Raw genomic sequence first — 24,507 nt, 5'->3', positions numbered from 1 at the left:
ATCAGAATAAGTAATTGCGGTCAGATGAACATCCGTTGCTCGGCGTTAATCATTGGGTGATGCGCGATGGAGGGAGCGGGCGTTCACAAGCGCGGTATTATGGTTGATCGCGTGGAGTCGGTTCAGAAGACGCAAGCGATGCCAAAGAACAGTTTGAGTCTTTTTTGCGCAGTTCCGATCCATTATCCAGATCAAGGATCAGGGTCTGGCGGCACGCTATGACAGGCTGAACGACGAATACGACGACAGTAAAGCCGCAGCCTTCAGAACCAGGGTTGGGGCCAGAGTCAGTAGGCAGCGTTACGCTTTTTGCAGACGCTGGAGCCAACCTGACTCCAGCGTCCCAGCATGGCCTTGCGGCCAAAAATCAAACCTTGGACCTTAGCTCTGCGGCTTGATCAGGAACTTCTCTCCGGTAGCTTGCTTGCCGTATACCGCCATCGACTCCAGTTTCAATGCACCGGCCAGAGACACTTCGTGAGTGTAGCTACTGGCGAAGGTGGTTTTGATCTCGGCGGCGATGCGCTTGCGCATGGCGACGACAGTGTCCTTGTTCAGTTTGCCTAACGCGTTGAACAACAAAAAGCCGTTCACACCCCAGGCAAAACCAAAGCTGCGGTTGAGCGTGATGGGGCCGCGATCAAGGCCGCCATAGATATACACCTGTTTGAAGATGGTAGATCCATACACGCTGTATTCAGTGATGTCGCGCGATACGGCGGCTTCCATGCAGGTGAGAATATCACTGGCCAATTTACCGCCACCGATGGGATCAAACGCGATGGTCGCGCCGGTGTCGATCAGTGCCTGGGTCAGGTCGGCCATAAAGCTGTCTTTACTGGAGTTGACCACATACTTGGCACCCTGGTCGCGCAGCAAGGTTTCCTGCTCTTCCTTACGGACGATATTGACCAGATCGATGCCGTCGGCGATGCAGATGCGGTTGAGCATTTGCCCGAGGTTAGAGGCGGCGGCCGCGTGCACGATAGCCTTGTGACCTTCGGCGCGCATGGTTTCTACCATTGTCAATGCCGTCAGCGGATTAACAAAGCTGGAAGCGCCCTCTTCCGCAGTGGTACCTGGCTCCAGCTCCAGACAGCTTTGCGCATTGGCACGCAGGAATTTGCGATAGCTGCCACCGCCGATGAAGGCGACCGTTTTGCCCATCAGGGCTTGTGCAGCGGCGGATGAACCCGCTGCGACGACAGTACCGGCGCCTTCGTTGCCAACAGGTATTGCCTTGCCAATCCGCTTTTTAACCGCGCCCATAAACTTGGCCGGCACATCGGCATTGATGACTGGGCGCTCGTCGCTACCGGATTGCTTGGCAGTGGTCATATCGGCCGCACTGAACATCACGCCCAGGTCAGATGGGTTAATCGGGGCGGCTTCGATGCGGATGATTACGTCGTTTTCGCCGGGCTCGGGAATCTCGATCTCGCGCAGGGCAAGTTCTAGTTTGTTGTCTTCGCTAATGGTGGAAATCAGTTCGATGTTGGTATCTGACACTTTTATTCTCCTGAATAAGGTAGGTGCTTTGGCGCTGCGCTAACCGTTGTTAGCGCGCAGAACGAGCGGCATGCCCTAAGCGCCTGGGTGACCCGCGTCGCTGAACTGTCTGATCGTAGCGGAAAACGAGAGTTCAGATTCACATTTTCATCCGGCGTTAATGTTCACCTGCCCTTAGTCTAAGCCGCCTGTCATCTAGCGCAAAACCACGGCCAAAGAGCTAACTAAAATCCAGCCTAGCGCCGGGTAGCAAGCGTTGGGGGTTGATGGCGCATGCGTTGGTAGATGACCGAAACGAGCCTGATGACAGAAAATGGCATTGCTCCGACGCTCAGCTGATCGCTATTGTGAATGACGGAGCATGATTGCGCTTGTTGGCAACCAAGGTAGGTATCCAGCTGTTATGGCTTGTAGTGCCCTAACAACAGCTACTCAAGTGCATGACCGCGAGCGCGCCGCTTTTTTGGGTAAAACTGAGTTAATCTCAATAATAACAACGCATACGTAAAGGAACGCTGATGGAGTTCGATATCAACCCGCTAACGATTCTAAAAGATCAGCTGAATAGTGCTTTAACGTCCTTTATTGAAAGCGCCCCGCAACTCATCGCCGCGCTGGCTTTTTTGTTTTTTACCTGGTTGATCAAGGTCATCGTGGTGAAAGTGTTCATTAAAGCGACCACGAGATCGGGTTTGCGCCCGTCTTTGCAGGAAGCCTTGCGCAAAATCATCGTCATTGGCATCTGGGGCATCGGTATTTTGATTGCGGCAATGATTGCGATGCCTGGCTTAACGCCGACCAAATTATTGGCTGGCCTGGGGATTGGGTCTATCGCCATTGGCTTGGCGTTCAAGGATACCTTCGAAAACCTGCTGGCCGGGCTGCTGTTATTGATGCGCGAACCGATGCGCATTGATGACTATATTGAATGTGAAGACGTGGAAGGACAGATCAAGCACATCAGCATCCGCGATACCTATATCCGCCGCACTGATGGTGTACTGACGATAGTGCCTAACGGTTATCTCTACTCCAATCCGTTGCGTATTTTGACCGACCAGACATCAAGGCGCATTACCATTCAATGCGGTGTTGGTTACGGCGAAGACGTAGATGAAAGCCGCGAGGTTATTCGTGCAGCGGTAGAAGGTGTTGGTGCGGTCAATAAAGATAAGCCGGTACAGGTTTTTGCTCAGGGCTTTGGCGCCAGCTCAATTGATTTTGAAGTGACATGGTGGACCCAGAGTAAACCGGTCGATATTCGCGAATCGCGCGATCAGGTAGTCGCGGCCATTAAACGGGCTCTGGACGAGGCCGGTATTGAAATTCCATTCCCGCAAAGAACCCTTACATTCAGTGGCCCCGTGCCCTTTGCTGGAAAAGACCAGACAGACTCGTAACGCCCGAATGGCCATGGTCTGATGTCAGCTGCGCTTTAAGCTGGCGTTGACGACCACGTCGGACGACCGGCTTTCTGTTCTATGACAGGTGTTTAGGCGCGCCGCCCATGCCTATAATGGCCGCCTATCCGCGAGATTGGCTTCAAGACTAAGGTGTTTTGACGATGGTTTTCAGCTTTCACAGCAACGTGTCCCTATGATCATGTACTGGTTCAACATACTCCGTGCCGCGATCAAAAACTGGCTCGATAGCCAGGCCTTTATTTATGCGGCTGCACTGGCATTTTTCACTGTTTTTTCCATCGCGCCGGTGCTGGTCGTGGTGGTTGCGCTGGTCGGCCTGGTTATCGGCGAGAGCGCGGTTAAGGGTCAGCTTTTTGCGCAGCTGGAGGGGACGCTCGGTCCAGAAGCTGCAGAGACAATACAAACTGCAGTGGCTAATTCGCAAATCGACCAAAGCGGCATCTGGCCGGCGCTGATCGGGATTATTGCCACCATCGTGGGTGCCACCACGGTGTTCGCAAAGATGCAGCAGTCGCTGAATCAGATCTGGGGCGTCGCGCCCCGCCCTACTCGCAACAACCTGTGGCTATTTGTCAAAAGCCGGTTGTTGTCGCTTACTATTATCCTGGCAATCGGCTTTATTCTGCTGGTGTCGCTGATGTTGTCCGTCGTTTCTAGCGCCATTATGGCCTACGCCAAAGACTGGCTACCTATTCCCGGGGGAACTATGGTCGGGGTGGAGTTGGCCCTGTCGCTGTTAGTTACCACGCTGTTGTTCGCTGCGATGTTCAAGATCCTCCCCGATGTGCTGCTATCGTGGCGCGAGGTGTTGCTGGGCGCGTTCATTACCGCTTTATTGTTCATGGTGGGCCGCACCCTTATCTCCATTTACTTAGCCTATACCGCGACGGCATCAGCCTACGGCGCCGCAGGCTCCCTGGCACTACTGCTGCTGTGGGTTAATTACTCTTCGATGATCCTGCTGTTCGGCGCGGCCTTCACGCGAGCCCATCTGGAGGGCAGCGGTAAGCACGTGCGTCCCAAGAGCACGGCGGTACGGGTACAGCGGGAATTGATAGGTGACGCGCCGCTAAGCTGAGTATTGATCGCGGCGTCACCAAGGCCAGCCGGCAGCGTGCTCGCACCGGTTAGCTTTGATGTGTGAGCAGTCGTTGCTCACCTGTCGGGGGCCTGTGAAACGACCGGTGTATTCCAAAGCCGGATTACCGGCTAGCGGGCAGAAAGCATTCCCTTATCAACTATCCCAAAATCACCACTGGTTATACGCCTGATAACATCCCCTAAAAACCCCTCACTGCCCTACTATGACCCTACAAAAACAAGAAGGAGCATAAGCATGAAAAAAGGGATTATCTCGATCGTATTGCTGCTGGTAGTAGGATGCAGCGTGTTCTGGGCGACGGCCGACAAGGATATGCGGGGGCTGGTCTTGAGCTTCCCTACTGACGGTAATGTACTTTTCTGGTCTACAGCCCAGCGCGATGCTGGCTTTCGTGCGCTGGACCGCGTCCCCGCCTTGAGTGACTCGCGGGTTATTGCGGCTGGCGATAATGTGTACCCATTGCCTGAGGGCGCGCCGCTGGATGTTGGCCTGGATGTGGATGCCTATATGGATTCGCAGCGCGCCGCTGCCCTGGTGATCGTGCAGGACGGCAAGGTGCGGCTGGAAAAGTATGGGCTGGACTTTGGCCCTGAAGGGCGCTGGACCAGTTTCTCGGTGGCCAAGTCTTTTACCTCCACATTGGTCGGTGCCGCCATCAAGGATGGCTACATCAAGAGCATCGACGACATGGTGTCGGACTACATCCCCGACCTGAAGGGCTCCGCTTACGACAACGTTACCATCAAGCAGCTGCTGACCATGACCTCCGGCGTGGCCTGGAACGAGGACTACGCGGACCCGCAATCAGACGTAGCGCTGTTTAACTCGCACAAGGCCGAGCCGGGCGTGGATGTGACCGTGAGTTATATGCGCCAACTAAAGTCTGAAGCAGAGCCCGGTACCAAGTGGGTTTATAAAACCGGCGAGACCAATCTGATTGGCGTGCTGGCGAGTTCCGCCGCGAACAAAACCCTGTCTGAATACCTCTCCGAGAAAGTCTGGAAGCCCTTTGGCATGCAGCAGGACGCAACCTGGCTGCTGGGCTCCACCGGGCATGAAATCGGTGGCTGCTGCATGCAGGCTGCGACCCGCGACTTTGCCCGCTTTGGTCTGTTCATGATGGGTGGCGGTATCGCCCGTGGTGAGTCCGTATTGCCTGAGGGCTGGATTGCCGAGGCAACTACCAAACAGGCGGATATCGGTGTGCCCGGACACGGCTACGGCTATCAGTGGTGGACACTGGATGATGGTGCCTACATCGCCCAAGGGATTTTCGGCCAGGGCATCTTTATCGATCCCGCGCGGCAACTGGTAATTGCATCCAATGGCAACTGGCCGCAGGCGACAGACCGTCAAGGCGGCGACCAGGCTAAACAACGCCTGGCCTTTTACCGCCAAGTGCAAGCGGCCATCGACCGGGAAAAACAGCCCGAATAGCGATGTGAGAAGCGCGCGCTGTGGACTGAGTAGCATTTTCCGGAAGATCAGGTTGGCAGCGCGAACGCCCTATAGCACCATTCAACAAGCAGCAAACTACCCATTCACCAGGCAGTACTGACGCTCGCGCACTGATTTTTTCCCGAGCGATACGACTGCCACAATAGGGATATATAGGTTGCTGGAACACGGACAGTTTAACTTCAATAGAACTCATTCGGTGTCAGCGCGCAATGCGCCCTGGCGTAGGCATTGGTTGCCTTCCCTCCCGAAAGAACTCTTCACATAAGATTGCCAATGAAAAAAATACTATTCGCCGCAGCACTCACGACACTCAGCTCCGTTTCTTACGCCCAAAGCTCAGAAGAAAGCTCCGTAACCGAGGCTTCAAAATCAGTCGTATCGGGCATGGTCAGGTTCGGTAAAGACCTAATTGGTGGAGTGGACGATGGTATAGACGAGGGGCGCAAAACCGGGCTCAGTCAAGACGAAGCCATCATTATTGATAACGCTGACGACTTGCGTGCCCACATCGAGGGCACCGTCTTAAATGTCAATGCCGTTAGCGACGGCGCTTCATCTATTGAAGTAGGGTTCAAAAACAACAGCGACAAACCGGTCAGATTGATCAATCTGCTGGAGTCAGAGAATGTCATCGCGATTGACATGGACGGTTACGCGACAAACGTGACTATAGGCGCAAACCCATTGCAGGTTACGATTCCGAGCCGAACGGGCAGAAAACAAGCATTTCAATTTGCCATACCGGCAGAGTCAGTAAAAGAAATCAGAATCATGGGCGTAACATTCACCAGGCAAGACTGACCAGCCGCATGGAAGCAGCGCCTGCATCCCAGACCAGCTAGCGCTGCTAATCTGCCCTGCAAGAAAATCTGATCGCTCTTCTCGCGGGCAGGTGTTTTAACACATCGCTTACTGGAGGACTGCTTGGGACAGCGGCTAGCTGGAATCTCGGTCGCCCAATGTGATAGTTATTGCTTGGTCGTCTTCAGCCCGCAGCACACAATGCTCCGTGTATCACATCCTGTCGACTGCTACCCTGAGCGCTTCTACAAACCACTCGCTAGTGGACTCGCTCGTGCGCGACCCTAGCAACCAATACGAGGTAATCCCATGCACCTCAAAGGCTCTTGCCACTGTGGCAGTGTTCATTTCTCACTGGAATCGGCGCAGCCCTACCCGTTTAATCTCTGTTACTGCTCTATCTGCCGCAAGACGGCGGGCGGTGGCGGTTATGCAATCAACCTGGGCGGCGACTATCAGACGCTGAAGGTAGAGGGGCTGGAGCATGTGAAGGTGTATCAGGCGATGATGACCGATGACGACACCGGCGAGCGGCGGCAAAGCTCGGCCCAGCGCCATTTTTGCCGCGAGTGTGGCAGTGCCTTATGGCTGTGGGACCCGAACTGGCCAGAACTGGTACATCCGCTCGCGTCCGCTATCGATACACCCTTGCCGGTACCACCCGAGCGCACGCACCTGATGCTCGGCTCCAAAGCGCCGTGGGTTGAGGTGCAGGCCGGGGCAAATGACAAACTATGTGATCAGTACCCGCAGGAGTCGCTGGCCGAGTGGCATACCCGGCTGGGGCTTGGTAGCTAAGCCTATACACTTTAAAGTAGCCGCGTATTCGTGCCCGACTTGGGCGCCTGGCCAAACTCGATTGACCCTGATAACCATGCCAAAACTACTACTATGCCTGCTGTATATCCTTGCTCTGCCCCTGCAGGCCTCCAACCAAGAGCGTTCTGACTGGGCAACTGAATTTGCCGCGCAAAATGCCGTGGGCACCATCGTGGTGTTAGATGAGCGCGCACCCAACCAACCTGCCTGGGTACATAACCCGGAGCGCGCAGCGCAGCGCTTCTCCCCTGCCTCTACCTTCAAAATTCCCCACACGCTCATGGCGCTGGACGCCGGAGCAGTGCGCGACGAGTTTGAGGTATTCCCCTGGGACGGTGTTGAACACAGCTACGCAGGTCACAACCAGGACCAGACCCTGCGCACCGCCATGCGCAACTCAACCGTGTGGGTGTATCGCGGCTTTGCCAGCAACATTGGTGAGCCCAGGGCACGCGCCTACCTGCAGCTGCTGGATTATGGCAACGCCGATCCCTCGGTTACCCAGGGCGATTACTGGATTGACGGTAAGCTGGCGATCTCGGCGCAGGAGCAGATCCGCTTTCTGCAACAGCTGTATCGCAACAAGTTACCCTTCAAGATAGAGCATCAACGGCTGGTGAAAGATCTGATGATCGTCGAGGCGCAGCGCAACTGGATTCTGCGCGCCAAAACCGGCTGGGAAGGCCGTTACGGTTGGTGGGTTGGCTGGGTTGAGTGGCCCGAAGGCCCGGTGTTTTTTGCGCTGAACATCGATACACCCAACCGGATGGACGACCTGCACAAACGTGAAGATATTACCCGCGCTATTCTGCGCAACATTCAGGCGCTGCCGACACCAAGTCCGCAGCAGCCTTAAAGAGAATCCTGGCATCGTCATTCACCTTCCGGCCCTGCTCTAGCAGCACTAAGACGCGACCCTGCTTCAGTGACCTGACTTCAAGTCGCTTCGAGCTGAGCTGCGCCAAAAGGCTGAAAACCTCACCTGCGGCACGCAGGGCAAGACCGGCTCAGGCAACCTTGAAAAAGGCCATTTTTTGCGTCAGCCCATCGGCCAGGCGCGACAGCTCCTGGCTTGACGTATCCACCTGCTCAGAGCCAGCTGCCGACTCCACGGTAGAGCTATGAATGCGGTTGATATTTTGCGCAACCTCCTCAGTGACCGTGCTCTGCTGCAGCGCTGCACTGGCGATTTGCGCGTTCATTGAGTTTATTGCACCCACCTCTTCACTGATCTTGCTCAGGATGCCTTGGGCATTGCGCGTGGCTATCACGGTGCTGTTGGCCAGCTCGCAGCTGTTGCGCATGGTCCGGGCAGAGGCTTCGGTTCCGGTCTGCAACGCGCTGATCATGTCACGGATAGTCTGCGTGGATTGCTGTGTCCGGTTTGCCAAAGAGCGAACTTCATCGGCTACCACAGCAAATCCGCGACCGTGCTCCCCAGCCCTGGCCGCCTCTATCGCGGCATTCAATGCCAGCAAATTGGTTTGCGATGCGATTGGGTTAATTACCTCAATAACGCTTTCGATCTTCTCGCTGTCTGTCGACATTTGCTCAACGTTTACCGTGGTTTCTGCAATGGCTGCCGCAAGCTGCTCGATGGCCTTTGTGGTGTCGGCAACCACCTGGTTGGCGCTTTCTACTTCTGCGTCAGCCAGTCGGCTTGCGTCTGCGGCGTTGGCGGCGTAGCCAGACACCTCATTGACCGTTGCCGCCATCTGTGAAATGGCCGCTGCGACCTGCTGGGCCTCACGGGTTTGCAGGCTTATTTGCTCTTTGTTCATGGACGAGGTGGTCAACAGCTGTGTTGAAGACTGATTGACCTCGTGCGCTGCGCTGCGAACCTGGGTCACCGTTTCGGCCAAGCGGTCGAGGGCTGTCTTGAGCACATCCATTACGCTGTTGGGGTAGTCGGTGGTTATGCTCTGCTGCAGGTCTCCTGCTGCAAGGCGACGTATCGCCGTTGCCACTTCGGTAGGATCAGCGCCAAGGGTTGATTTAACGAAGCGAATAATCACGGTAGAAAGAATGATACTGAGCAGCAGCGCGATAGCCGTGGCCACCAGCATGACACTGACAAAGCCACTGGCAGTGGACTTAACGAGGGCCAGCTCCACCTCCATGGACTCCCCTTCGTAGTCAATCAAGGCGTTAACGCGCTTTAACCACTCGGTGTAATAGCCAGATGTCTCTTTGAGCAGCAGCGCCTGCGCGTCTGCAATATTGCCGGACTGACGCAGTTCAATCAGCGCCTTTGTGGAGCGTAGTGCTTGGGTTTCTATCGCCTGAATTGAGCGCAGCAAGGTCAACTCCTGCGCGCTGACGTTAGGGCTTTGGTATAGCTTGTCCATCAGCGCCGCCGCCTTACTGTAATCCCGTTCAAGGCGGGTAACCTCTGCCAAGTGCGCATTCATGTCACGGTTATTGCTTACCAGGACGGCGTCACGAATGGCGATAGCCCGGTTGTGCACACTGCCACGGAAGTCGATTGCGTAGCGCTGCACCTTGGCCGCGTTCTCGCTGACTTCTTCCAGGGTCGCGTCAATGAACCATACGCGCTGAATACCGATGGCGGTGATCAAGATAAGCAATGATACGATTGCGGCAAAGCCAAGACCTATGCGGGCCGCGAGTGAGAGATTCTTTTTCATCTAGGGTGCTCGGCTGGAATGATGGCAGTGATGACCGGCGGAAGGCTCCGAACCAGGAGGCAAACCGGGCTGGTAAGTACCTTATGTGTAAACCTGATAAAGACCCAATTGAAACTGCCATGAACGGCCATAGGCATTACCTATAGTGGCACCTAGCCATATTCACGCTATACCTCTGATTCAACGGTGAAATAGCGCTCTGTTCAGCTGCTGTTCAGCAAGCATTCAGCCTATGTTCAGCAGACGCCATGCAATATGACTCTCGAGCTTTGATACATCCACTGTGTTTCGAGAGGCATTCATGAAATCGACTATTTCCAAGCTGATTCTGGCAACTCCCCTGGTGTTCGGCATCGCAACCGCTGCGCATGCCGACGAAAACTTTGCTGGCCTGACCTGGGGCCAAACCAGCGATAACATTCAAAAGTCATCGGAGTTGAACGCCAACCTGGACAATCCGAAATTCGACAAGGTCATCAATAAAGAGAACACCTGGGGCGTGCGCGCCGGTCGACAGAACGAGACCGGCCGTTACTATGCGACCTACGAGTACATGTCGGGCAGCAACAACGGTTATAAGCTGCGCCAGCAGAACCTGCTCGGCAGCTACGATGCCATTTACTCGCTGAATGAAAATGGCACCAAGGTGTTTGGTGGCGGCACCTTGGGTCTGGTCAAGCTGGAGCAGAACAGCCCTGGCGTCTCCCGTGACAGCGATATAGGTTATGCTGCCGGCCTGCAGGCAGGCCTGATACAGGAAGTCAGCCAAACGACCTCGCTGGAAGGCGGTTATCGTTATCTGCGCACTAATGCCAGCACCGAGTTCGCCCCTCACGGCCAGGGCAAAATCGGCTCGGTTGACCTGCACAGCAGCGGCGAATGGTACCTGGGTGCCAACTACGCGTTCTGAGGTTACTGTTGCTATGCCGAGCCACCCCACGGGGTGGCTCGGTTGTGTTCATGATAAAGAGGGTATGCAACCATGAAATTGCTGGTCGTGGAGGATGAGGCGCTGCTACGTCACCATCTCTATACCCGACTCGGCGAACAGGGCCACGTGGTGGACGCAGTGGCCAACGCCGAAGAGGCGCTCTATCGCGTCGATGAGTACCATCATGATCTGGCGATTATCGACCTCGGTCTGCCCGATATCAGCGGTCTGGATCTCATCCGGCAGCTACGCAGCCAGGACAAGACCTTCCCTATTCTGATTCTGACCGCGCGCGGCAACTGGCAAGACAAAGTCGAGGGCCTGGCCTCGGGTGCCGACGATTACGTGGTTAAGCCCTTTCAGTTCGAAGAGCTGGAAGCCCGCCTTAATGCGCTGTTGCGCCGCTCGTCAGGCTTTATTCAATCGACTATAGCAGCCGGCCCACTGCTACTGGACCTGAACCGCAAACAAGCGCAGATTGATGGCGCCGGCATGAATCTAACCGCTTATGAATACCGCATTCTTGAGTACCTTATGCGTCACCAGCAACAAGTAGTACCCAAGGAGCGATTGATCGAGCAGCTCTACCCTGATGACGAAGAACGCGACCCCAATGTGATCGAAGTATTGGTCGGCCGCCTGCGCCGTAAGCTGGAAAGCGCCAACGGCTTCAAGCCCATAGAGACTGTGCGCGGTCAGGGTTATTTGTTTACCGAGCGCTGCCGATGACACTGCGCTTCAGGCGTGTAAAAGCGCGCTGGGGTTCGTCCCTGCGCCTGCGTCTGATGTTTGGCAGTGCGGTGCTGGCGGTGTTGTTTATGACCGCTCTGCTGCCGCTGTTGCGTAGTGCCTTTCTGATCGCTCTTGAGCAGACGGTGGAGCAACGACTGGCAGCGGATGCGGGCGCCCTGATTTCTGCTGCCCGCACCGACGACGGCAAGCTGACCATGCCCAGCAAACTGCCCGATGAAGAGTTTGATATTCCCGATGCCAAGCTGCTCGGCTTCATCTACGACCGCGAGGGCAATCTGCTCTGGCAATCGCGCTCGTCGCGGGGCATTGCTTTTGACTACCTGCCGCAATACGACGGCGGCGGTAACCGGCTGCTGCGTATCTACGACAGCAAAGGCAAGGATTTCTATCTGTACGACGTGGAGGTAGATCTGCTGCGCGGCGAAAGTGCCGCATTCAGCATTGTCACCTTGCAACCGGCCAGCGACACCAAGGCGCTGTATCGCGGCTTCACCACGCAGCTCTACCTGTGGCTGGGGCTTGCTCTGCTGCTATTGCTTGGCTTGCTATGGTTCGGTTTGACCTGGGGCTTTCGTAGTTTGCGCGGGCTGCGCAAAGAACTGGATGAAGTCGAGAGCGGCAACCGCGAGCGCCTCAGCGACAAGCATCCTAGCGAGCTGCTACGCCTGACCGGCTCGCTGAACCGGCTACTCGACAGTGAACGTCAGCAGCGCGAGCGCTATCGCCATTCCCTGGATGATCTGGCGCACAGTCTCAAGACACCTTTGTCCGTGCTGCAAGGGGTCAGCGAGGTCATCGCCGCCAAACCAGAGAACCGTGAACAGACACGAATACTACAGGGCCAGATAGAGCGCATGAGCCAGCAAATCGGCTATCAGCTGCAACGCGCCAGCTTGCGCAAGAGCGGCCTGATCAGGCATCGAGTGCCCTTGCAGCAAGTGGTAAACAACCTCTGCGATGCGCTGGACAAGGTCTACCGAGACAAGCAGGTAACCGTGCAACGGCAATTCGATCCTTGGCTGGAAATCCCCATGGAGCGTGCTGCCCTGCTTGAACTGCTGGGCAACCTGCTGGAGAACGCGTATCGCCTTTGCTTGGGCCAGGTGAGGATTCGCGCCAGCATTGCTCAGGGTATCTGTGAGCTCTGTGTAGAAGACGACGGTCCCGGCGTGCCGGTCGATCAACGCGAGCGCATTTTGCGCCGAGGCGAACGCCTGGACGCCCAGCATCCGGGCCAGGGTATTGGCACCGCCGTGGTCAAGGACATCCTCGAAAGCTATGAAGGCGAGTTGTTTGTTGAGGAGTCTGAGCTGGGCGGAGCTGCATTTAGAATCCGTATTTAGCCGCGGGCAAGCAGGTTAAAAGCTCACCTTGCTCTCGACTTCAAACCCACTACTTCAAGCCCATCCACTCGAGCCCAGTCCCTCAAACGCGCTGCTGCTTCCTCGCACTTTGCATGCCTCGCCAGGCTGACCAGGAGTAAAGCAACAGCGCCAGCCAGATAAGCGCAAAGCTGGCCAGTTGCACCGAGCTGATAGCCTCTTTGAAAGCAAACACCGCTATCAAAAACTGCATGCTTGGGTTGATATACATAAGAAAGCCCAGCGTCGCCAGGCGCAAGCGCCGCGCTGCACCGGCGAATGCCAGTAGCGGAACCGCGGTAAACACGCCACTGGCGAGTAGCAGCATCAGGGTGCGCGCATCCTGAGTAAAGTGAGACAGCTCCAGCTGCGCCATTGCTGCCAGCGCCAGCAATGCCAGCGGCAACAGCAAAAGCGTCTCGACAAACAACCCGGACAACCCGTCCAGCAGGACCTGTTTACGCAATAGACCATAGGTGCCAAAGCTGAGCGCCAGTATCACGGCAATCCAGGGAATAGTACCGAGCAGCACCAGTTGCACCAGTATGCCCACAACCGCCAGCGCTACTGCCACACCCTGCAGGCGCGCCATGCGCTCGCGCAGAATCAGCATCCCCAGGGCTACATTGATCAGCGGTGTTAGAAAATAGCCCAGGCTGGCTTGCAGTACGTGGTGCGTTTCTACCGAGTAGATGTAGACACCCCAGTTGAGCGCAATCAATACCGCACAGCCAGCGACCCGCCCCAACCGCCCGGGATGGGCCAAGGCGTTAACCACCGGAGCCCAGCGACGCATCAGCGTGATTAGCAGCGTCAGAAACACGCAAGACCAGATAATACGGTGTACCAGTATCTCGTAGGCAGGCACCCCATCAAACAAGGCAAAGAACAGCGGAAAACAGCCCCACAACATGTATGCGCTGACGCCATAAGCAATGCCCTGGCTGTTCTCGTCCAGTTTGATAGCCATTTAAAACGCGTTCCTGGTAAAGGTATGAAGTGCCGCCGATTCTACAGGCGCTGTAGCAACTGCCAACGATTCCTGACTTAAAACCCAACCGACCAGGTTGGTCGATACTGGTTCGCCGATTGTAAGCGCTTGCAACGGCGCATTGATGAAAATATGATTCGTATACGTTACATATATATATCGTATAGCAAGGACCATTATGGGTATTGTTAAAATAAGTGAAGACCTGCACGAAGACATTCGCAAGGCCAGCTCGGTGATGGTCCGCTCGATCAATGCACAAGCTGAGTATTGGATAAAAATCGGCATGCTGGCCGAGGCCAATCCGGACATGTCGTTTTCTCAGATCATCCGCGAGCAAATGCAGCAGGCGGATATCGGTATAAGAAAGATCGTCAATGTCTGAGGTCAAACTAAAGAGCGCGAAAGAACTGGAGCTGATGCGTGAGTCAGGTCGGCTGCTGGCCTCTGTTTTCGCTTACCTGGATGGCCAGGTGAAAACGGGCATGTCTACCATGGACATAAATGACCTGGTTGAACGCTACATTGTCGATGAGCTTGACGCGCGCCCAGCCAGCAAAGGCCAGTACGGATTTCCCTATAGCCTGAACACCTCCCTCAACCAGGTGGTGTGTCACGGCGTACCTGCCGACGATCAAACATTGCAAGAAGGCGACATCATCAACGTGGACATTACCCTGGAAAAAGGCGGTTTTATTGCCGACTCCAGCAAAATGTACCTGATAGGCGATGTGACACCGCTGGCGAAGCGCCTGGTCGATAAAACCTACGAGGCCATGTGGAAAGGGATCGAGGTGGTCAAACCCGGCGCGACACTGGGTGATGTGGGCTATGCCATAGCGCACCACGCCCATAAACACGGTTACTCCGTGGTACGTGATTTCTGCGGACACGGTATCGGCCGTGAAATGCATGAAGAACCTCAGGTGATGCATTTTGGTCAGCCGGGCAAGGGACTCGTTCTGCAAGAAGGCATGACCTTCACCATCGAGCCGATGATCAATCAGGGCAAAGCCAAGGTTAAGCAGAAAAAGGATGGCTGGACGGTAGTCACCGCAGACAAGAAGCTATCGGCGCAGTGGGAGCACACCATTGCCGTCACCGCAGACGGTTTTGAGGTACTCACACTGCGCGCCGAGGAAGGTGCCTAGCCACAAGGACTGAGCCAATGAATATGCGCACGTTTTCCGCCCAGACCGGGCTATCAGCCCATACCATCCGGTATTACGAAAAGCTGGGGCTGCTGCCGGGCATTCAGCGTAACGCCAGTGGCCATCGCGCGTTCACTACCCAGGATCTGGAGTGGGTCCGCTTTATTGTGCGGCTCAAGGATACCGGCATGTCGCTGGACGACATTCTCACCTACTCCAGGCTGCGCGCACTCGGCAGCACTACCCTGGCATCGCGGCAAAAGATGCTGGAGCAGCACCGCGATGCGCTGAGAGCACGAATCGAGAATGAACAGCTGCACTTGGTCGCTCTGGAAGCAAAGATCCAACACTACCAATCACTCAAACCTGCTTGACCTAGAGTTAACTCCAAGATGCATGCTGGCTCCACACATACCCTAGTGGAGCAAAATCATGAGTAAAACGAGATACCAGACAGGCCTGGAAAAACTGACTGAGATAGATGGCGAGGCGGGGCACCAGGTAATTGAAAGCCTGAAGGATGTCTGCCCGGATCTGGCCAAATACACTATCGAGTTCCCCTTCGGCGATATCTACTCACGTACCGGGCTGGATTTAAAATCGCGCGAGATCGCCACCGTCGCGGCCCTCACTGCCATGGGCCATTGCGCGCCGCAGTTAAAAGTCCACGTAAACGCCGCGTTGAATGTGGGATGCACCCCGGACGAAGTAAAAGAAACCGTATTACAAATGGCGGTGTATGCCGGGTTTCCCGCTGCATTAAACGGCATGTTTGTAGTGAAAGAAGTGCTGATTGAGCGTGGCTTGCTTTGAGTGCCGGCGATATCCGTCAGCGCTACCCTTTTCCGGCAAAGTGCTCTTGCTTGGACGGCTAGCGAACAGACCTTGGAGAGCAAAAACGGCTAGACTGAAGAGAGTCATTATCCTCCTTCACCTAGAGCGTTAAACCATGCATGCAGAGGGACACAAAACACACCGTATCGGCTGGCTTCGCGCAGCGGTACTAGGCGCCAATGACGGCATCGTATCTACCGCGAGCCTGGTGCTGGGTGTTGCGGCTGCCGGGGCAGACTCACGCAGCATTCTGGTAGCTGGCGTGGCGGGGCTAGTTGCCGGGGCAATGTCGATGGCGGCGGGCGAATACGTTTCCGTCAGTTCCCAGGCCGATACCGAACGTGCTGACCTGGCACGCGAAACAGAAGAGCTGACGACCAATCCCGCGTTCGAGCAAGCGGAGCTGACGGCTATTTACGTCAAGCGTGGCCTAGGACCTGCCCTCGCCTCCCAGGTAGCGACCGAGCTGATGCAGCATGACGCATTGGGCGCTCATGCACGTGATGAGCTGGGCATCACCGAGTCGGTCTCCGCACGCCCCATACAGGCTGCTTTTGCTTCCGCGGCAACCTTTACTGTCGGAGCAGCGCTTCCGTTACTGATGGTTCTTATCTTTCCAGCGGCGACACTCATGTGGGCAGTATCAGGTAGTTCACTGTTGTTTTTAGCACTGCTGGGGGCGGTATCCGCTAAGGCAGGCGGCGCTCCGGTCATCACTGCTGCCAGCCGCGTTACCTTCTGGGGTGCCTTGGCGATGGCGCTAACCGCAGGTGTCGGTGCGCTGTTCGGCGTGGCAGTTTGATCATCCGGGTGGTGTGGGCTGGTTAGCGTCAGCTTGAAGCGCAGAATAACAACACACGCGATTGCGCCCGCCAGCCTTGGCGGCATAAAGCGCTTTATCCGCCAGCCCCAGTAAGGCATCGAGACTGGTCGCTCTGTCTGGTTTAAGACAGGCCAACCCAACGCTGACCGTTAGCACCAGCTCCTCGGTGTCCAGTATCAGCGGAGTCGCTGCGATGCTGGCGCGCAAACGCTCGGCAACTTCGGCGGCCGACTGTTCAGTGGTGTTTTCCAGCACTACCGCAAATTCCTCACCACCCACCCGCGCCAGAATATCGGTATCCCGGAGTGCCTGCAGTGCCATCTGTGCCAGATGCACCAGAGCACGGTCACCGGCGGCATGACCATAGGTGTCATTGACTGTCTTGAAGTGGTCGGCATCAAACATGATCACCGCTAATGGGCTGTTCGACCGCACCGCTTTTTTCAAGGCAGTCTCACCCAGTTCAAAGTAATGGCCGCGATTATTCAGACCAGTGAGTGAATCGGTATGGGCAGTTGCTTCAAGCTTGAGATTGGCATGCTCAAGCTCTTGCGTGCGCTCAGCAACGCGCTGCTCCAGATGGGCGTTAAGCTCATTCTACTCTCGCGTTTTATTAGCCAGGCTACGAATCAGGTCACGCAGTACCGACGACAGCGTTTTGACCTCAGCGTAATCGTCGCGCAAGCGAATCAGGGTATCCGGTTTTTCAGGGTCCAGGTGACTGGCTTCTGCCGTCATCTTCAGCAAGGGGCGCGTAGTCCAGCGCGCCACTAGAGATACGAATAAAAGCAGGATCGGAGCGACCACCAAGCCCACCATAATCAAGGATGTGCGCAGGTCTCTGGCAGTATTAAAGGCCTCAGCTGTTGGCTTGCGAACCAGAACCCACCAGTTGAAGCTTTCATATTCCCCTCTGCCTTGCAGGCGAGTGAAGCCAACGAGATAGTCCTGCGTTTCGGTCGGGGTGTCGTTGAACGCAAGCGCTGTGGTCAGGTAACCCGACTCCACAGTTTTCATTCTGTTAATCAGTGCCTCAGGCAGCGCCTGACGCACGCTGCCAGGCGGACCAATCAGCACAGCGCCAGATTGATCAGCCACGATGAACTCTGCATTGAGCCGCTTGCGCATGGGCGTCATCAATGTGCGCCCCATGTTGGCAACCCAGTCCAGATACAAATGCGCGCCCAGCACGCCCAAAAGCGTTCCATCTTCAGATCGCAGCGGAACCGCCAAGTCGAGAAAGCGCAGTGGCGCGGAGGTGGGATTATAGAGTTTTTCGGCCAAGAGAATGGCGTCATGGGCATCGCCCATATAAGGCTGCTTTAGTGCTTGCTTGAACCAGGGCCGCTGACTTACGTCTGCGCCCCGCAGCAGCCCGCCGTTACTCTCTATGACCATACCGGCAGGAGAAACAAGGCCAACCCAGGCGTAACTGGAAAAGTTATGCTGCAGTGCGTCTATAACCGGGGCAATCTCGGCCTCGCGCCCCGACTCTAGTAACGGGCTAACAAAGGCGGAAACGACTTTAAAATCGTTATAGCGTTCATACAAATCGAGATCGATCTTATCTCTGAACTGAATCGCTATTTCTTCCAGGTTTTGACCGGTCGATTTTCGCAGCGCGTCAACCGCAAGATCGCTGACTACCCAGGTGCTTGCTGCCGTGGCAACAAAGGCCAGGCCGCCAAAGAGTAGGGTAAGCCGACTTTTAAGCGTATTCATAATGTTTACTGAGGCAACCCTGCATAACGTCTGATGTGCAGATCATGGTGCCACTATAGCCACCCTTGCCCCTTGTCGGCTAGCCAAAGCCCGTGCTTTCGACGTTTTAAACCAGTTCACGCTTCTCGCGCCGTGCCGCTTGAATGTCCTTGATCGTCGCCACACCGATGACAGCCAGTACGAGCAATGAGACCAACGGCCAAACCAGCACGTAGGCCGCCAAGATAAATGTTTGCATGTGTATCCCTGTTATCAGGCTGGTGCGCGTCTGCGCACCAGCGGATGGTTAGTATTGAGCTTAGGCTTGTGCTTCAGTCTTGGCCGGATCGTAATTGATTACGTTTTGATCAATCTGCGTAAAGTCGAACTTGCTGGAACCCAGCAAGCTCACAGCGATACAAACAAGCGTGCTGACGCCATACGCCATCAGCGATGCCAGCAGCACCGTGTAGTCGCGCAGGAAGCCAACGCAGAGGAAGGCCAACCCGATGGCGCTCAGCGCGCCAACGATCAAGCCAACACGGCGGCCGCAGAAGCCAAAGGTCATCAGGCCGAGCACTACACCACCACCAACGGCAGCCAGCAGCTCAAACAGCACCGCAATGAAACCTGCCATTGGCAGCAGCTCAAAGCGCGCGACGCAGAACATCAACAAGCCAGCAATGACCGCTGAAGTGAAGGCCAGATTAGTGACGCGATCCCAGAAACAGCTGGCAATCACCGGGAAGACAATGGCCCCCCAGAGGGCGCCGACAAACACCAGCATAATCAGGATGTCCATCGAGAAGCTGGCGAGGATTACCCCGATCAGGGTCGCGACAATCATGGTCAGACGGCCAATAAACAGCATTTTGGTGGGATCAGGTTTGTTCTTGGCGATGTTTTTACCGTACACATCAGCCATAACAATCGCCGACATGGCGGAGAGATCGGAATCAGCCGTCGAAGACAACGAACCGATCACCAGGATGAAGAAGAGCCCGATAAACACCGGAGACAGGTACATGGATACCATTTGCGGTATCAGGTTGTTCATGTCGCCATCGATAGGCTTCATACCGGTCATCAAGGCCATCAAACCAATCATGCCCAGGCCAATCACGATTGCCCCGTAGCCGATAGTGGCGGTGATAAAGGTCGGTTTGATGTGGTCTTCACGTACCGCAAACAAACGTTGTGAGATGGTCTGGTTACCAATCGCATAAGCCAGCACCGCAACAAAGAAAGGTGCGCCCTGCTTGAGAATCGCGTCCATGGAAAACAGGTCTGCCTGTTCTGGGGTTAACAGACTCATACCATCAGACAGCGTTTGCGGGCCGCCGAGCGCAAAGAGCACGGCGGGAATGATCAGAATGGCCACGGCCATCATTGCCATCAGCTGCGCAAAGTCGGTGAGGACGGAGGCGCGAAAGCCCGACCAGAGGGTGTAAGACAGCACCCCTACCCCGGCGATCACCACGCCAGCCTGGAACGATAAGGGCGAAAGCACGGAAACCAACGCACCCGAAGCGGTGAAGTTAACCATCAGGCTGATAATACTGCCAAGTATGTTGGAGGACGCCAGAATAAGCTGACTGGAAGAGCCATGCCGAGCATGGATCAGCTCGCCCAGCGTGTGTGCGTTCGGTGCCAATTCACGAAAGCGACGACCAAAGGGGTAGATGAACAAAATCATCAAGGCGCCCCACAGCCCGTAATGCAGTGGGCCAGAAATACCGTAGGTATAACCTGAGGTAGCGGCACCATAGAAGGATGCAGCCCAGATCCAGGTAGCGGTCATGCTAGCAGCGCCCAGACCAAAGCCGATCTGATGGTTGGACACCATGAAGGCGTCGGTATTTTCCTTTTTCTTCTTGATCAGCAAGGTGAGCAGATAGGTCCCACCGTAAAAGGCTGCCAGCAAGATAAGCACGGTCAGTGTCGAGAACTGATAAAAATTTTCTTCGTTCATTGAGTACCCATAGGCTTTGCAGCCTGATCGTCCTTTGTCGCAGCCAGAATCCCACGCAAGGAGCGGCCGCCACGGGGCGTAAACAAAAAACAGAACATCTTTCTAGTTATGTCTGCAGCGAGATGATGACCACGCTGGGTGGTCGGATAACGCAAAAGTCCGGCGTATTAAACGCAGTGATGGCGGGGGCCAAAAGCTACTCACATTGAGCCGAAAAAGATCACTGCCAAGGCCAACCCGGACGGCTACCCTACGTGCTCAAGGCGACCCCGTCCAGACATTGAGCCCAGCAAACAACGCAACAGCGACTGGCACCCGAACCAGCAAAGTCTTGAAAAACGCTGGTAAGCACCGCGTTGCAAGCGCTCGAAGCAAAAGACCAGGCTCGTGCAAACTTATTCTCGGAAGACGCCACCATAAACCGCAGCAATGAAGCTTGAGCAATTGCCAGTTTGCTGGTATCTCAAAAGCACGATGCGGCTTGCTGCCACTGCCTGTTTTACGGGCAACACCGTGAGCCAGCATCGTTTTCCTGCAAATTGGGAGGCGTCATCATGACACTACACGCAGCTGATTTTATTGCCCGCAAGGGTAAACACCCCATTACCATGCTGACCGCCTACACCTGCCCGGTTGCCCGCGGCATTGAGGCGGCCGGCGTTCCGGTAATTCTGGTCGGCGATACCGTGGGTATGGTGGAGATGGGGTTTGAGAGCACCCGTGATGTAACCCTCGAGCATATGGAGTATCACATTGGTGCCGTGCGCCGCGGCGCGCGTAATACCCACATCATCGGTGACCTGCCCTATCTCACCGATACAGATCCTGAAACGGCGCTGATCAGTGCGCAACGGCTGATCGCAGCAGGCGCCAGCAGCATTAAACTGGAAGGCCCCAAGGCTGAGGTCATTGCCCATCTGGTCGATAACGGTATACCGGTTGTTGGGCATACCGGATTGACGCCGCAGACCGCGACCTCATTCAAGAAAGTAGGCAATACCGATGCCGATGCGCAGCGCATTCTCGATGAAGCCAAACTGATCGAAAAAGCGGGCGCTTTTATGGTGGTACTAGAGCACATTCCCTACAGCCTGGGCGGCTTGATCAGCCAGTCAGTTGGCATCCCCACTATCGGTATTGGCGCAGGGCCGGATTGTGATGGCCAGGTGTTGGTGATCAACGATGCCTTGGGGCTGGGCGACTATTGGCCGCCGTTCTCCAAGCAGTACGCGCATGTCAGCGATACCATTCTCAAAGTAGCCCGGGCCTTTACCGCTGAGGTGGAGTCACTGGAGTTCCCCAACAACATCATCCAGCTCACCGGTAGCGGTAACCGCTAAAATCGGTTCACTCATGGCAGGCAGCGCGCAATGCGCTGCCTGCCATGAGTGGCCAAAAGCCCGAACATAGTTGGAAAACGTCTCACAATAAGCGACAATTTCACGCTCTGAACGGATATTGTTGAATGGATGCCTCCGAGTAGCCCCCTCTACGTTATGAAAGCTGCTTTCGCCCACTTGGCCGACTAGCGCCTTTGTGTATCCCAACCCGCTTTAGATGCCCCGTGCTGATGCTCTCAGCGCCCGACCATTTGATCAAGCAGGCGAACCAATGAAGTATCTTTCTCCGCTCTATCCCTTTCTGGCCGGCTGGGCCTTGCTGCTATCTACCGATGCGCTAGCCTATATCAGCCTCACCAACGGCTTACTACAATTGTTATTGTTTGCGTTGGTCGTCTGTTTACCCACGTGGCTAACCGGACGTATGTCATACGTTGATATAGGCTGGCCCTGGGGCCTTACGCTAATTGGTGTACTGACCTTTTTCCTGAGTGATGGCAACCCGATACGCGTCGCCATTGTCAGCGGCGCTTATGTGTTCGCAGGCAGTCGCATGGGCCTGGATGCCCTGCGCATGTGGCGATCCGGCGAGCTGAAAACCGAACTGCCGCGCTACGCGTTTCAGCAGCGCCGCTGGGAGCGCGCGGGTAAAACCAATATCAAACTGAGCATGCAGGTCGAAGGCATTCTTCAGGGGCTGGGGAACGCCTCATTTCTGGCGATGCCCGCGCTAATCATCGCCTCTAATCCGAGCAATAGCGTGTCAATCTTCGAGGTGATCGGGTTACTGCTATGGCTCATGGCTTTTGGTTTGGAAGCCCTCGCTGATCACCAGAAGCATGCGTTTTTACGCGCTATGAAAGCGGCTGGCGAAACAAATAAGGTATGTAATGCAGGCCTTTGGAAATACAGCCGGCACCCTAACTATTTTGCCGAATGGATGGTTTGGAATGCACTGGTAGTCGCCGCTATTCCATCCTGGCTTGCACTATACGAAGGCGAGCGTCTAATGATTTGGTTGCTGCTGGGCGGCGGTTTGTTGTTTGCCTCGCGGGTGATGTACACCACCTTGGTGTATTACACAGGTGCCGTACCAGCGGAGTATTACTCGGTAAAAAAACGGCCGGAGTACAAAGATTATCAGCAGCGTACCAACCGCTTTTTCCCCGGGCCGCGCAAGTAAACCCTGATTGCGCCGTGCTGCTAACCAAGGTTGTATGGCTATGTACTTGTCGCTGACGATGCCAATCAAATAAGCGCGATAGCATTGTCAGCAACATGCAGCTTTCGGGCAAAAAACAGCCCAGATGCTATTTTCTTTTTTTAGGTTACGCAGCAGAATCAGCAGTATCCCAAAGTGACATGCAGAGCCGTCATGGACGCCTACTTGCTATTTCTGATCGTTACCATTGCAACCGTGATGAGTCCCGGACCCGGAGTATTGCTGACACTAACCAACGCTATTCGTTTTGGCGTGTCCGGCGCGGTGGGCGGTATTATGGGACTCGCTATTGGTGCGTTCATTGTTGCCGGTGTGTCCGCTACCGGCCTGGGTATATTGCTGGCGACCTCTGCCCTCGCCTTCACCGTGCTCAAGTTTATCGGCGCTGCTTATTTGATTCACCTCGGAATCAAGCTCTGGCGTTCCCCGGCAACCCCGGTGGAAATAAGCGGAGGCACTCGCCGCAGTATCAGCAGACAGTTCATTCAGGGCCTTAGCCTGCAGCTGACCAACCCCAAAGCGGTATTTTTCTTCCTCTCGGTGTTGCCGCAGTTTGTCGATTACGATGCTGCCCACGTTCATCAGTTTGCGCTGCTGGTGGTGACCTATAGCCTGGTACTAGTGATTATTCATCTGATCTACGCTGGTCTGGCCAGGACCACCCGCCAGTGGCTGGCATCGCCTAAGGGAGGTCGTTTAGTCAATCGTTTGGGCGGCGGTACCTTTATGTGTTTTGGTGTTGGCCTGGCAGCGACCAGCCGCTGATCGGCCATACAAGCCCTGCTGTAAAAGACCGCACCACAGCAAACCGCTGACGAGCTCTCTACACTCACAAAAACATACTTGGGCCACCTAACCAGCAATGGCATCATTGCGCGCTGTTTTTGACTACCGAAGGTCGCCATGCTTGCACTCCTTTTTACCGCCGCCGCACTTGGTTTGATATTCAATGCAGCGCCGGGAGCCGTATTTGCCGAAACCGTTCGAGTTGGCGTGCATGGCGGCTTCCGTTCCGCTCTGGCGGTACAGGTAGGTTCGCTGGTGGGCGATGCCTCCTGGGCAATCCTCGGGTTGGCTGGCGTTGGCCTGTTGCTGCAGGCGCAAGCCCTGCAGCTTCCTATCGGGCTTGCCGGTACGGCCTATCTGCTATGGCTGTCCTGGGACTCCTGGACAGCAGCCAACCAGGAATTTCTGGTTGACCATAACAATGCCGCTGTCGATGCCCGCAAGGCCCTGCGCGCAGGCGTTTTGCTGTCGCTAACCAACCCACAGAACGTGGCCTATTGGGCCGCGCTCGGCAGCGCCATGGGCGCCGTCGGCGTCGCTGATCCGACCCTCACCGATTATGCCCTCTTCTTTGCCGGCTTCATGGCCTCCTCACTGCTGTGGTGTGTTGTCTGCGCTGGCATAGTCGATCGCATCTTTCGCAATGCCGGACAACGCTGGGCGCGCATGACCTATCGCCTGTGTGCGCTGGCCTTTCTGCTGCTGGCGCTATCATCAATCAAACACCTGCTTGGCTTGCCTGCCCCCACAGTAAACAGCCAGATCAGTCAGCAGCTCGATCAGCAAGACCAGTAAACCGCACTGTTTCAATCACAAAAAAAGAGCAATACCTGTACCGCTACGTCATCCCAGCAAGGCGCTAGACTCTGAATTCGTTA

Annotated in this window: 24 protein-coding genes and 2 pseudogenes; 18 read left to right on the top strand and 8 right to left on the bottom strand. The window is 55.5% G+C overall.

Going from position 1 to position 24,507, the window contains the following annotated elements; all coding sequences use genetic code 11:
• Window positions 1–381: 381 nt before the first annotated feature.
• Window positions 382–1,509: a zinc-binding dehydrogenase gene (locus tag EF096_RS11380; protein ID WP_123889758.1), complete on the bottom strand. Its 1,128-nt coding sequence runs from the start codon at window positions 1,507–1,509 to the stop codon at window positions 382–384.
• A gap of 518 nt (window positions 1,510–2,027) precedes the next feature.
• Here EF096_RS11380 and EF096_RS11375 point away from each other — a divergent pair.
• The 6 genes and pseudogenes from EF096_RS11375 to blaOXA all read left to right on the top strand — a co-directional run.
• Entirely contained in the window at window positions 2,028–2,909 is an 882-nt protein-coding gene (locus tag EF096_RS11375; RefSeq protein ID WP_123889757.1) for a mechanosensitive ion channel family protein, read from the top strand.
• 196 nt (window positions 2,910–3,105) lie between these two features.
• Entirely contained in the window at window positions 3,106–4,011 is a 906-nt protein-coding gene (locus EF096_RS11370) for a YihY/virulence factor BrkB family protein (RefSeq protein WP_123889756.1), read from the top strand.
• A 258-nt stretch (window positions 4,012–4,269) separates the two neighbouring features.
• Window positions 4,270–5,472: a serine hydrolase domain-containing protein gene (locus tag EF096_RS11365; protein WP_123889755.1), complete on the top strand. Its 1,203-nt coding sequence runs from the start codon at window positions 4,270–4,272 to the stop codon at window positions 5,470–5,472.
• Between the two features lie 297 nt (window positions 5,473–5,769).
• On the top strand, window positions 5,770–6,297 hold the full coding sequence (locus tag EF096_RS11360) for a hypothetical protein (protein ID WP_123889754.1): 528 nt from the start codon (window positions 5,770–5,772) through the stop codon (window positions 6,295–6,297).
• Window positions 6,298–6,606: 309 nt separating this feature from the next.
• The gene (locus EF096_RS11355; protein ID WP_123889753.1) at window positions 6,607–7,095 is read left to right on the top strand and encodes a GFA family protein; all 489 of its coding nucleotides are present in this window, start codon (window positions 6,607–6,609) and stop codon (window positions 7,093–7,095) included.
• A 124-nt stretch (window positions 7,096–7,219) separates the two neighbouring features.
• Window positions 7,220–7,972 (top strand): annotated as a pseudogene (gene blaOXA / locus EF096_RS11350) (class D beta-lactamase); the annotation flags it as partial.
• 151 nt (window positions 7,973–8,123) lie between these two features.
• Here the strand turns inward: blaOXA and EF096_RS20990 are convergent.
• Both EF096_RS20990 and EF096_RS20985 read right to left on the bottom strand, forming a co-directional pair.
• A complete protein-coding gene (locus EF096_RS20990; RefSeq protein WP_408003381.1) occupies window positions 8,124–8,831 on the bottom strand; it encodes a methyl-accepting chemotaxis protein in 708 nt (235 codons plus the stop codon).
• 426 nt (window positions 8,832–9,257) lie between these two features.
• Window positions 9,258–9,764, bottom strand: a pseudogene (locus EF096_RS20985) (MCP four helix bundle domain-containing protein); the annotation flags it as partial.
• A 301-nt stretch (window positions 9,765–10,065) separates the two neighbouring features.
• Here EF096_RS20985 and EF096_RS11340 point away from each other — a divergent pair.
• The 3 genes from EF096_RS11340 (at window position 10,066) to EF096_RS11330 (ending at window position 12,791) form a co-directional block, all read left to right on the top strand.
• Window positions 10,066–10,674: a hypothetical protein gene (locus EF096_RS11340; protein WP_123889750.1), complete on the top strand. Its 609-nt coding sequence runs from the start codon at window positions 10,066–10,068 to the stop codon at window positions 10,672–10,674.
• A 72-nt stretch (window positions 10,675–10,746) separates the two neighbouring features.
• Window positions 10,747–11,424 carry a response regulator gene (locus tag EF096_RS11335; RefSeq protein ID WP_123889749.1) on the top strand — a complete coding sequence of 226 codons (678 nt, stop codon included), beginning with the start codon at window positions 10,747–10,749 and terminating at the stop codon, window positions 11,422–11,424.
• A complete protein-coding gene (locus EF096_RS11330; RefSeq protein WP_123889748.1) occupies window positions 11,421–12,791 on the top strand; it encodes an ATP-binding protein in 1,371 nt (456 codons plus the stop codon). Before EF096_RS11335 ends, EF096_RS11330 begins: the two co-directional genes overlap by 4 nt.
• An 82-nt stretch (window positions 12,792–12,873) precedes the next feature.
• Here EF096_RS11330 and rarD read toward each other — a convergent pair whose 3' ends face one another.
• A complete protein-coding gene (gene rarD, locus EF096_RS11325) occupies window positions 12,874–13,779 on the bottom strand; it encodes an EamA family transporter RarD (RefSeq protein ID WP_123889747.1) in 906 nt (301 codons plus the stop codon).
• Between the two features lie 199 nt (window positions 13,780–13,978).
• Between rarD and EF096_RS11320 the strand changes: the two genes are divergently transcribed.
• The 5 genes from EF096_RS11320 (at window position 13,979) to EF096_RS11300 (ending at window position 16,587) form a co-directional block, all read left to right on the top strand.
• Window positions 13,979–14,185 carry a ParD-like family protein gene (locus tag EF096_RS11320; RefSeq protein ID WP_123889746.1) on the top strand — a complete coding sequence of 69 codons (207 nt, stop codon included), beginning with the start codon at window positions 13,979–13,981 and terminating at the stop codon, window positions 14,183–14,185.
• Window positions 14,178–14,951, top strand: coding sequence for a type I methionyl aminopeptidase (map, locus tag EF096_RS11315; RefSeq protein ID WP_123889745.1), 774 nt, complete (start codon window positions 14,178–14,180; stop codon window positions 14,949–14,951). Before EF096_RS11320 ends, map begins: the two co-directional genes overlap by 8 nt.
• A gap of 17 nt (window positions 14,952–14,968) precedes the next feature.
• Window positions 14,969–15,325: a MerR family transcriptional regulator gene (locus tag EF096_RS11310; protein ID WP_123889744.1), complete on the top strand. Its 357-nt coding sequence runs from the start codon at window positions 14,969–14,971 to the stop codon at window positions 15,323–15,325.
• 55 nt (window positions 15,326–15,380) lie between these two features.
• Complete coding sequence (locus EF096_RS11305; protein WP_218565765.1) at window positions 15,381–15,764, top strand: carboxymuconolactone decarboxylase family protein; 384 nt, start codon at window positions 15,381–15,383, stop codon at window positions 15,762–15,764.
• Window positions 15,765–15,900: 136 nt separating this feature from the next.
• Window positions 15,901–16,587: a VIT1/CCC1 transporter family protein gene (locus EF096_RS11300; RefSeq protein WP_123889742.1), complete on the top strand. Its 687-nt coding sequence runs from the start codon at window positions 15,901–15,903 to the stop codon at window positions 16,585–16,587.
• On the opposite strand, the gene EF096_RS11295 is transcribed toward EF096_RS11300, so the two are convergent.
• The 4 genes from EF096_RS11295 to EF096_RS11285 all read right to left on the bottom strand — a co-directional run bounded on the left by EF096_RS11295 (window position 16,588) and on the right by EF096_RS11285 (window position 20,281).
• Window positions 16,588–17,187: a GGDEF domain-containing protein gene (locus EF096_RS11295; protein ID WP_123889741.1), complete on the bottom strand. Its 600-nt coding sequence runs from the start codon at window positions 17,185–17,187 to the stop codon at window positions 16,588–16,590.
• Window positions 17,188–17,205: 18 nt separating this feature from the next.
• Window positions 17,206–18,330 carry a PDC sensor domain-containing protein gene (locus EF096_RS11290; RefSeq protein ID WP_123889740.1) on the bottom strand — a complete coding sequence of 375 codons (1,125 nt, stop codon included), beginning with the start codon at window positions 18,328–18,330 and terminating at the stop codon, window positions 17,206–17,208.
• Between the two features lie 106 nt (window positions 18,331–18,436).
• A complete protein-coding gene (locus EF096_RS20465; protein ID WP_218565761.1) occupies window positions 18,437–18,568 on the bottom strand; it encodes a putative transporter small subunit in 132 nt (43 codons plus the stop codon).
• 60 nt (window positions 18,569–18,628) lie between these two features.
• Window positions 18,629–20,281: a sodium:solute symporter family protein gene (locus EF096_RS11285; RefSeq protein WP_123889739.1), complete on the bottom strand. Its 1,653-nt coding sequence runs from the start codon at window positions 20,279–20,281 to the stop codon at window positions 18,629–18,631.
• Window positions 20,282–20,835: 554 nt separating this feature from the next.
• Between EF096_RS11285 and panB the strand changes: the two genes are divergently transcribed.
• The 4 genes from panB (at window position 20,836) to EF096_RS11265 (ending at window position 24,424) form a co-directional block, all read left to right on the top strand.
• A complete protein-coding gene (gene panB / locus EF096_RS11280; protein ID WP_123889738.1) occupies window positions 20,836–21,621 on the top strand; it encodes a 3-methyl-2-oxobutanoate hydroxymethyltransferase in 786 nt (261 codons plus the stop codon).
• 271 nt (window positions 21,622–21,892) lie between these two features.
• On the top strand, window positions 21,893–22,804 hold the full coding sequence (locus tag EF096_RS11275; protein ID WP_123889737.1) for a DUF1295 domain-containing protein: 912 nt from the start codon (window positions 21,893–21,895) through the stop codon (window positions 22,802–22,804).
• A gap of 192 nt (window positions 22,805–22,996) precedes the next feature.
• On the top strand, window positions 22,997–23,608 hold the full coding sequence (locus EF096_RS11270) for a LysE family translocator (protein ID WP_123889736.1): 612 nt from the start codon (window positions 22,997–22,999) through the stop codon (window positions 23,606–23,608).
• Window positions 23,609–23,746: 138 nt separating this feature from the next.
• The gene (locus EF096_RS11265; protein WP_123889735.1) at window positions 23,747–24,424 is read left to right on the top strand and encodes a LysE family transporter; all 678 of its coding nucleotides are present in this window, start codon (window positions 23,747–23,749) and stop codon (window positions 24,422–24,424) included.
• Window positions 24,425–24,507: the final 83 nt, after the last annotated feature.

The sequence above is a fragment of the Pseudomonas neustonica genome (assembly GCF_003797945.1).
In the GTDB taxonomy this organism is placed as follows: Bacteria; Pseudomonadota; Gammaproteobacteria; order Pseudomonadales; family Pseudomonadaceae; genus Halopseudomonas; species Halopseudomonas neustonica.
This window is presented reverse-complemented; position numbering and strand designations above follow the sequence as displayed.